Genomic DNA, 6,855 nt, shown 5'->3' on the forward strand with positions numbered 1-6,855 from the left:
GAGAAACGATCCGTGCGCGCATCACGCGACCCTGGGCATCGACTTCGTAGCAGTGCCAGAGAATGCCCTGCGGAGCTTCGGTACAGGCGAATCCGGTCCCGGCACGAGTTCGAGCCTCGACGTACGACGCCTGCGGTTCATAGCCGTCCAGCAGGCGAATCGCATCGGTTATCGCGAAATACACCTCCGCCGCTCGCGCCACAATACTGTGGAAAATGTTTCGGCTGGGAAAAGCGATGCCGGTTTTGCGCAGAGCCTCGGCCACCGGACCGGGCAACAGGTCCCGGTTCAGGTTCAGCCGCGCTAGGGGCCCCGCGAGATAAGGCCTTCCCTCGATCAATGAATAATCGGTCTTGGAATGCGGATCCCGGTGCACTTGGAAATACCTTTCGAAACTCTCGACGGCTATGTTCAAGCCGGTACTGGAAACGATGGTGCCGCCACACATCGGGTACGCATCCGGATGCCGCAGGGCCACGTTGATGAACGCCTGTTCGCTGGCAGGCAGATCGATGGCGCCCGTCCAAGCCACCAAGGCCTCCGCTTCCGGCAAGGCGGCGCGTAGCCGCTCGACCAATTGCCTGACCTGGGCCTTGGACGGCACATGGTGAAATCCGCCGATGCGGACTCCCGCCGCGCGGGAAGACGAGGCGTGAAACAGTCGGATCAACTCGCAACCCAGATTGTGCAGACGCAGTCCGCGACGCACTTCGTCCGGAAAGTCCCGAGACATTTCCGCCAGACTCGAAAACCCAAGGAAATCCGGGGCGGCGAGCAAGTGAATGTGCAGCGAATGGCTCGCGATCCACTCGCCGCAGCACATCACCCGCCGCATCGCCTGAATCCAGGCTGTCGGACGGCAGTCCAAAGCCGATTCGAGTCCTTGCACGGCGCTCATTTGATAGGCTACGGGACCGGTCCCGCAGATGCGCGCCAGCGTGTCGGGCACGTCGAAACATGCCCGTCCTTCGAGAAATGCTGAGAGCAGCCGGGACTGCTCGAAGATGTGAAGCGCAAGGCTTTCGATCCGCGCGTTGCGGATGCGCAAGTCCAGGATGGCATCCCCGTCCAGCCGCGCGGGTCCGGATCCGGTATCGACAGCTTGTTGTTCACTCATGAATTCGATTGCCATCGCCTTGCTACCTCGTAAAAAGTGATGGCGATCGATTTAAGCGGAGACACATGTTTCGGCTAGGTTCACCCTCCCTGCAAGCCAATTCCGGTAGAAACGCCGCGGCGGAACTTCCGCGCGAGCGACCGCATGCCCGGCGGTCCTCGACGATACCCCCTTGTCCGGTGCCAAAGCGCGCAAGCCTCGCTCGAAAGCAGTTCGACGCGAAAGCGCCGTGACCGCTCATCGCCCCGCTCCTCCGAAAAAACCGGGAACGGAAAAAGATCGCAAAAAAACCCTTCTTGGCAAAAACAGCGACCGAGGGGCCATGTCACACTCCCTGTAACGTCCATGAAAATATCCGTTCCGGTCATCGACCGGGTCGCGGCAAACCGAAGCACGCCAAAAGGCTCCATCGGAGCGGAACTAGGTTACTACCGCCGCTCCACCTTGCATAGAACTCGTTTCGAAAACCGATTTGAAAGCGTCACACCGGCATTCATCCACGGCTACACTTTTAAGATCGAAAACCCCAAAAGGCCCCCTCACTCATGGCTCGTGTCATCGCCATCACCAGCGGTAAAGGCGGCGTCGGCAAAAGCAATCTGGCCGTCAATCTGGCCTGCGCGCTGTCGGAGCACGCGGAAAAGACCTGTCTGTTCGACGCCGATACCGGTCTCGCCAACGTCAATGTGCTGCTGGGCGTACATCCCGAAGCCACTCTCGCCGACTGCCTGAAGGGGCGAAAGCGTCTGGACGACGTCATACTCCGCTACCGCGAGAATTTCCACATCGTTCCCGCCGCATCCGGCATCGCGGAGTGCGCCAATCTCGAACCGGAGCAAAGGCACCGGCTGATTCTCGGCCTGGCCGATCTGGATTCGAGCTACGACTACATCCTGATCGATACGCCGGCCGGCGTGGAAAACAACGTGCAGGATTTCTTGCTGGCGGCGGGCACGGCGATTCTGGTCATCACGCCGGAGCCCACGTCGCTGACCGACGCCTTCTCGCTGATCAAGATCCTGAAAAACCGCGAGGCCGAGATCGATTTTCACGTGCTGGTCAACATGACCAAAGACCGCGCCAGCAGCCTGGAGGTGTTCAACCGCTTTCGGGGCGCGATCAAGAACTACCTGGGCTTGGACGTCGATTATCTCGGCTATGTGCCGCTCGATGAGGCTCTGCTAGATGCCGTGAGCTTGCAGACGCCGGTGACGCAGACCCACCCGAGTTCTCCGGCGAGCTGGGCCATCAAACAGATTGCCGAAGTCATTCGGGAGCGGCTGCCGGCCACAGGGGATGCATCGAACTTCAGCCGCTACTGGGACAAGGTGGAAACCGATCTGTCCCGGCAGGCACCGGAACCGCCGGTCACGGACGCTGACGGCAACCCGGATCGACCGCCAAGCACGGAGAACGATGCGCCTGCGGCCGAGCGCGCGCCATTCGTCCCAACGCCGACGCGCGAGTCCATAGAATCCCAGATCGAAACCTATCTCAAACGGTTCAGCGCTTTTCCGTTCGATACGATTCAAATGCTTTATCGGGATCTCGAAGTCAAGGGATTTCCGGAAATCGATTTAAAAGAGATTTGCACGACGCTGGAAGCCATTTACGAGCGACGCTACGAACGGCCGATCAGAAGTCCCGACAGCACGATCGTTCAGTTGCTGGCGAACGTTCGCGGGTCGGACGAAAAGATCCGCCAACTCGCGGAATTCCTCAGATCAAGCTACGAGCGGCAGTTCGGATGCAAACTGATCGATCCTCTGGTCGAGATGGAACGCTGGATTTCCGAGGAGGCTTTCACCGAGGCGGATTTCGAGCGCTTGCTCGAGAAAGCCCGAGAATGGTTTCGAATCCGCTTCGGGAAACCCTACGCGGACGAAAAGGACCGGCTGATCGAACAGCTTAGAATCGAGATCGGCGCCTTGGGGGAGCGGGAAGCGGCGCTGCAAGCCAGCGCCGAGATCCTGATGGAAGCCTTGCGACCGGTTCGGGATTCCAAAATGCGCTTGGACGAACTAGCGCAGCGAAAATAAAGCCCATTCTCGATCCTGTTAGCCTTTGCCTAACAGGAATCCCTTCCCAATCGCAACGCAAACGTCGCTTTAGTCGCGACCTTTCCCGACACGACGAATCGTCGGCAAAGGATTGCCGACCTACAAATCTGTGTCGCCAAGTAGGTCGGGAATCCTTTCCCGACGCAACGGATGTGTCGGCAATGGATTGCCGATCTACAAGAGCTTATTTCGGCCTATACACCGGCGCGGCGCCGATAGAACTTTAAGCGATCACAAATCCAGCGCATTCAGCAAGTCGTTGGCTTTGGCGTCACGCTCGCCCAGCGGTTTCAGATCGAACCGGGTTTCGATGAATTTCAGGATCGATGTGCCGTCATAGAAGGTGTGATCGACATACCCGCGCTTGGCGAACGGGGAAATGACGATGGTCGGCACGCGGTTGCCCGGTCCCCAGCGGTCGCCCGGAGGCGGCGGGACATGATCCCAAAACCCGCCGTATTCGTCGTAAGTGACGATGATCACGCTGTTCCGCCACAGCCGGCTTTGTTCGATCTTGCGGATCACCGCCACCGCCTGCATCTCCCCGGCCAGAAGATCGGCATAGCCGGGATGCTCGCTATGGGCTCCTATGGGCTTATAAAAGGAAACCGCCGGCAAATTTCCTTTTTCGATGGCCTTCAATAAATCCGTTTCGTCCTTGAGATGCCTGGCCCTTTCGCGGGTTCCCTGGGCGTAGCGCTCGAAATACGCGAATGGCTGATGATGGTACTGAAAACTTTCGTCGGCTTTCCCTGCGATCGCATCATTCCAGCCGCCGGAATACCACGCCCATGAAATCTTTTTCTCCGACAGGCGATCGCCGATCGTGGGGAAAGTTTGCGGCGGCAAAAGCCGGCGCGGATCGGTGATCTTCGGGCTGTGAGGCGTCTGCATCGTCTGAATGGTGTTCACGGCGTAGCCGTCGGGCGTAAACACGCCGTCCTTGATCAACTCGCCTTTCTCGTTCAAGACGACGATCGATTCGGCCGGCGGGTCGTCGTGATGCGGCGTACAGACGCAGACCAGCCAAAAATGATTCAAGAGCGACCCGCCGAAAGCGGCCTGAAAGAAACGATCCGCCAGCGTGTATTTTTCTGCGTACTCCCACAACGGAAGCTTGCGGCCGTCGTAATAGCCCATGGCCAGGCCGCCGGCATCCGACACGGCCGCGAAACGATCCATGCGCCCGCCGTTGATTTGGGCCTGGTGTTGATAAAATCGATGTAGCGGATCGCCGATTTTTTGATCGATCGCAACATACTGGCTGATCTCGAACGGACGGTTCGGCAAATCCGAAGGAAAGCGCTCGTCGGGCACAGGCGGCTTCTTTTCGGTATTCATTACCCTGGGCAGGGTGGCGTAGACCCCGCCTTGACGATCGGTCTGCCGCATCGTTTCCTCCGGCGCATTCGCCAATCCGTCCGCTCCCGGAAACAGTCCGTAGAGATTGTCGAAGCTGTGGTTCTCAAGATAAATCACCACGATGTGGCGAATCCGGTCCAATCCTGGGTTCCGGCTCGATTTGGCCGAAGCAGATAAGGGCGTCGAGAGAATCAGAAATATCAGGAGGACATTCAGGCAGGCTGTTTTTTTCATCGCGGATGTTCGAAAGACTTAAGTCGCTGATGCCGTCAAATTCGTAACCGGTTATTTTACGCAGTCCAGCGTTACGTCGCGTGACAAATCCGCTCAGACTGATGCCCAAGCCAAATCGCCCGAGTGCCCGCAGCGATAGAAACATGACTGTCAAAGTCGATAAGCAGCCGACTCGGCCCGTGATCCTGATCGGAGCGAGCAATCTCGCACGGGCCTTTCCCTTGGTCGTGAACGGTCTGCGAGCGGGATTGCGGGAGCCTTTGGACGTGCTGGCGGCGTTCGGGCATGGCCGATCTTACGGGCTCTGGAGCCGGATGCTGGGCCGAACGCTTCCCGGCATCGTCCGGTGCGGGCTGTGGACCGCTCTGCGGAAACACGGTTCGGACAGTCTTCCACCGCTCGCGGCCGTGACCGATATCGGCAACGATCTGGTTTACGGCGTCACCGTTCCGCAGCTGCTCGCCTGGGTCGAAGCCTGCCTGAACCGGCTGGCCGAGCAACGCGCCGAAATCGCCTTGATGGCCTTGCCGCTGGAAAGCGTCGAACGGCTTAATCCCTGGAAGTTCGAATTGTTGCGCAGGACTTTCTTCCCGGCGCACCGAATCGCGTGGCCGGTGCTGTTCGATCGTGTGAACCGCTGCCAGGAAGAAATGCGGCAGCTCGCGAGGGTATACGGCATCCGCTTGATCGAGCCGCCGGCCACCTGGTACGGCTTCGATCCGATCCATATGCTGCGCCGCCGGCAGCCGGAAGTCTGGCGCGAATTGTTTTCACAGTGGCCGGCCTGGGATCGGTCCGCTTCCATTGCCTATCCGCCCTTGGCGGAGTCGATCCGCCTGCGCGCGATTCGTCCCGCCGAACGCTACCTGTTCGGCCATCGACAAATCACTTCGCAGCCGGTCCTGAAGCGGAACCGGTTCAAGCTTTCGATGTACTGAGGGCAAAAAAACGGGCTCCGCGGAGCCCGTTCGTGGATGGGTCGGATCGGAAAGTGTCACTCTTTGCCGATCTGGTAAATCTCTTCTTCGTCGTCCTCGACGATCTTGCCGGTCGCGGCGTCGACTTCCATCTTGACCTCCTTGCCATCGGCGGTCTTGATGTCGAATTCATAGGACGCATCGCCGTTGGACTCGATCTCGTATTCGGTCTCGACGATCTCGCCCGGATGCTTTTCGAGGGCGATCTTCTTGGCTTCCTCTTCGCTGATCTTCATCTTGGCCTTGAACAGCGGATCGTCGGCGCTATCGACTTCCTGTTCCTCCTCGGTAATTTTTCCCGTGTTGGCGTCGCATTCGTATTCCCAGTCCTTGCCGTCCGTGCCGGCGATCTCGAATTCATAGGTAGGGGCGCCACGCTCCTTCTTGAACTCGAGCTTGACGACCTCTCCGTCTTTCTTGGCCAGCGCCGCCTCCAGGCATTTTTCCATGCTGACCTTGGTTTTCGGCATTTTGATTTTTTCGGCGAATGCCGCGGTCGCTCCCAAGGACAAAAACAGTGCGGTGAATGTTGTTATTGTGATGCGTGTTTTCATCGTTTGCCTCCGTTGGCTTCTGGCGGGAACATCGGACTCCCTAGAGATTTTGATTCAGCGATCCGCGTTTGTTCTTCAAATCGGATGCCGGATTCGAGTATAAGAGCCTTCTTATTCATTAACAATAACATGCCGTACCCCCTACATCCGGTAAGGGACTCTTTTCGGTACCCGCGTCGCCGCTGATCGGCCGGCGCGTGTTCGACTCGCGTCGAGAATCCAAGCTATCGCACGAGCAGGTGAAACCGCCTACATTCGGGATATCGCCCTTCAGCGCTCCTCGAGCCTGAATTTCATCGTGAGCGTGGCGCGCTGGGCCACGGCGCGGCCTTCGCTGAAGGCGGGCTTGAAGCGCCACCGCCGGATCGCCTTGAGCGCGGCCTCGTCGAATACCCGCTCGGGGCTGGCCGCCACCACCCTCGCCGCGCTCACCGTACCCGAAGGGCTGACGTCGATCTCGATCCGCACCCAACCCTCGATTTTTTGCGCGCGGGCTCGGGGCGGATATTCCGGCAATACACGGGAGAGTACGACCAGATCCCCGGCGCCGG

6 protein-coding genes are annotated in these 6,855 nt (G+C 58.9%); 2 read left to right on the top strand and 4 right to left on the bottom strand.

All coding sequences use genetic code 11. The annotated features are described in order from the left end of the window. On the bottom strand, positions 1 to 1,117 hold a 1,117-nt coding region (locus tag ABJK70_RS17895), incomplete at its 3' end, for a nickel-dependent hydrogenase large subunit (protein WP_347258656.1). 545 nt (positions 1,118 to 1,662) lie between these two features. Between ABJK70_RS17895 and ABJK70_RS17900 the strand changes: the two genes are divergently transcribed. Further along, on the top strand, positions 1,663 to 3,156 hold the full coding sequence (locus ABJK70_RS17900) for a MinD/ParA family protein (protein ID WP_086133457.1): 1,494 nt from the start codon (positions 1,663 to 1,665) through the stop codon (positions 3,154 to 3,156). 252 nt (positions 3,157 to 3,408) lie between these two features. On the opposite strand, the gene ABJK70_RS17905 is transcribed toward ABJK70_RS17900, so the two are convergent. Further along, positions 3,409 to 4,773 (bottom strand): alkaline phosphatase family protein, encoded by a 1,365-nt coding sequence (locus ABJK70_RS17905; RefSeq protein ID WP_347258657.1) that lies wholly within the window; start codon positions 4,771 to 4,773, stop codon positions 3,409 to 3,411. 143 nt (positions 4,774 to 4,916) lie between these two features. Between ABJK70_RS17905 and ABJK70_RS17910 the strand changes: the two genes are divergently transcribed. Next, complete coding sequence (locus tag ABJK70_RS17910; protein ID WP_077730850.1) at positions 4,917 to 5,711, top strand: hypothetical protein; 795 nt, start codon at positions 4,917 to 4,919, stop codon at positions 5,709 to 5,711. A 56-nt stretch (positions 5,712 to 5,767) separates the two neighbouring features. Here the strand turns inward: ABJK70_RS17910 and ABJK70_RS17915 are convergent, their stop codons facing one another. Together ABJK70_RS17915 and ABJK70_RS17920 are read right to left on the bottom strand one after the other, a co-directional pair. Continuing rightward, positions 5,768 to 6,304, bottom strand: a complete 537-nt coding sequence (locus ABJK70_RS17915; RefSeq protein WP_077730849.1) for a PepSY domain-containing protein — start codon at positions 6,302 to 6,304, stop codon at positions 5,768 to 5,770. 270 nt (positions 6,305 to 6,574) lie between these two features. Beyond that, positions 6,575 to 6,855: energy transducer TonB (locus ABJK70_RS17920; RefSeq protein WP_347258658.1), on the bottom strand; the 281-nt coding region annotated here is incomplete at its 5' end.

This window comes from Methylocaldum sp. (genome assembly GCF_039794385.1).
Lineage (GTDB): Bacteria > Pseudomonadota > Gammaproteobacteria > Methylococcales > Methylococcaceae > Methylocaldum.

Coding starts and splice junctions, on each gene's coding strand:
- ABJK70_RS17900 (WP_086133457.1), top strand. CDS start 1,663: ATGGCTCGTGTCATCGCCATCACCAGCGGTAAAGGCGGCGTCGGCAAA.
- ABJK70_RS17905 (WP_347258657.1), bottom strand. CDS start 4,773: ATGAAAAAAACAGCCTGCCTGAATGTCCTCCTGATATTTCTGATTCTC.
- ABJK70_RS17910 (WP_077730850.1), top strand. CDS start 4,917: ATGACTGTCAAAGTCGATAAGCAGCCGACTCGGCCCGTGATCCTGATC.
- ABJK70_RS17915 (WP_077730849.1), bottom strand. CDS start 6,304: ATGAAAACACGCATCACAATAACAACATTCACCGCACTGTTTTTGTCC.